This window comes from Mesorhizobium sp. M2E.F.Ca.ET.209.01.1.1 (assembly GCF_004010375.2).
Taxonomy (GTDB): domain Bacteria; phylum Pseudomonadota; class Alphaproteobacteria; order Rhizobiales; family Rhizobiaceae; genus Mesorhizobium.
This window is the reverse complement of record NZ_SADP02000395.1, coordinates 1-375: the sequence shown is the minus strand read 5'-3', so window position 1 is coordinate 375 and position 375 is coordinate 1. Positions and strand designations below refer to the sequence as shown.

The window sequence follows — 375 nt, the reverse complement described above, 5'->3', positions numbered from 1 at the left end:
CCGCGATCCTGCTGCGTTCGCCTTCCGCGAAAGGCAAGGGCCTCGCCAACAGCTCCGACCAGGTCGGGCGCAATTTCATGAACCACAATTCGAGCGCCATGCTGGCGATCGATCCGCGCCGCCGCAACGATAGCGTCTACCAGAAAACGCTGATGCTCAACGACTACTATCTGTCGGACGGCAAGGGCGGCAAGCCGCTGGGCAATGTGCAACTGCTCGGCAAGATCGACGGCAACATGCTCAAGGCCAATGTGAAGACGATGCCGAAATTGGTGCTCGACTTCATGGCCGGCCACGCGGTCGACTGGTACCTGATGTGCGAGGACCTGCCAGATCCCGAAAGCCGCATCATGGTCGACGGCAAGGAGATCGTCA

1 pseudogene is annotated in these 375 nt (G+C 60.3%); it reads left to right on the top strand.

Annotation, left to right across the window (positions count from 1 at the left end):
• Window positions 1-375 (top strand): annotated as a pseudogene (locus EN852_RS36155) (GMC family oxidoreductase); the annotation flags it as partial.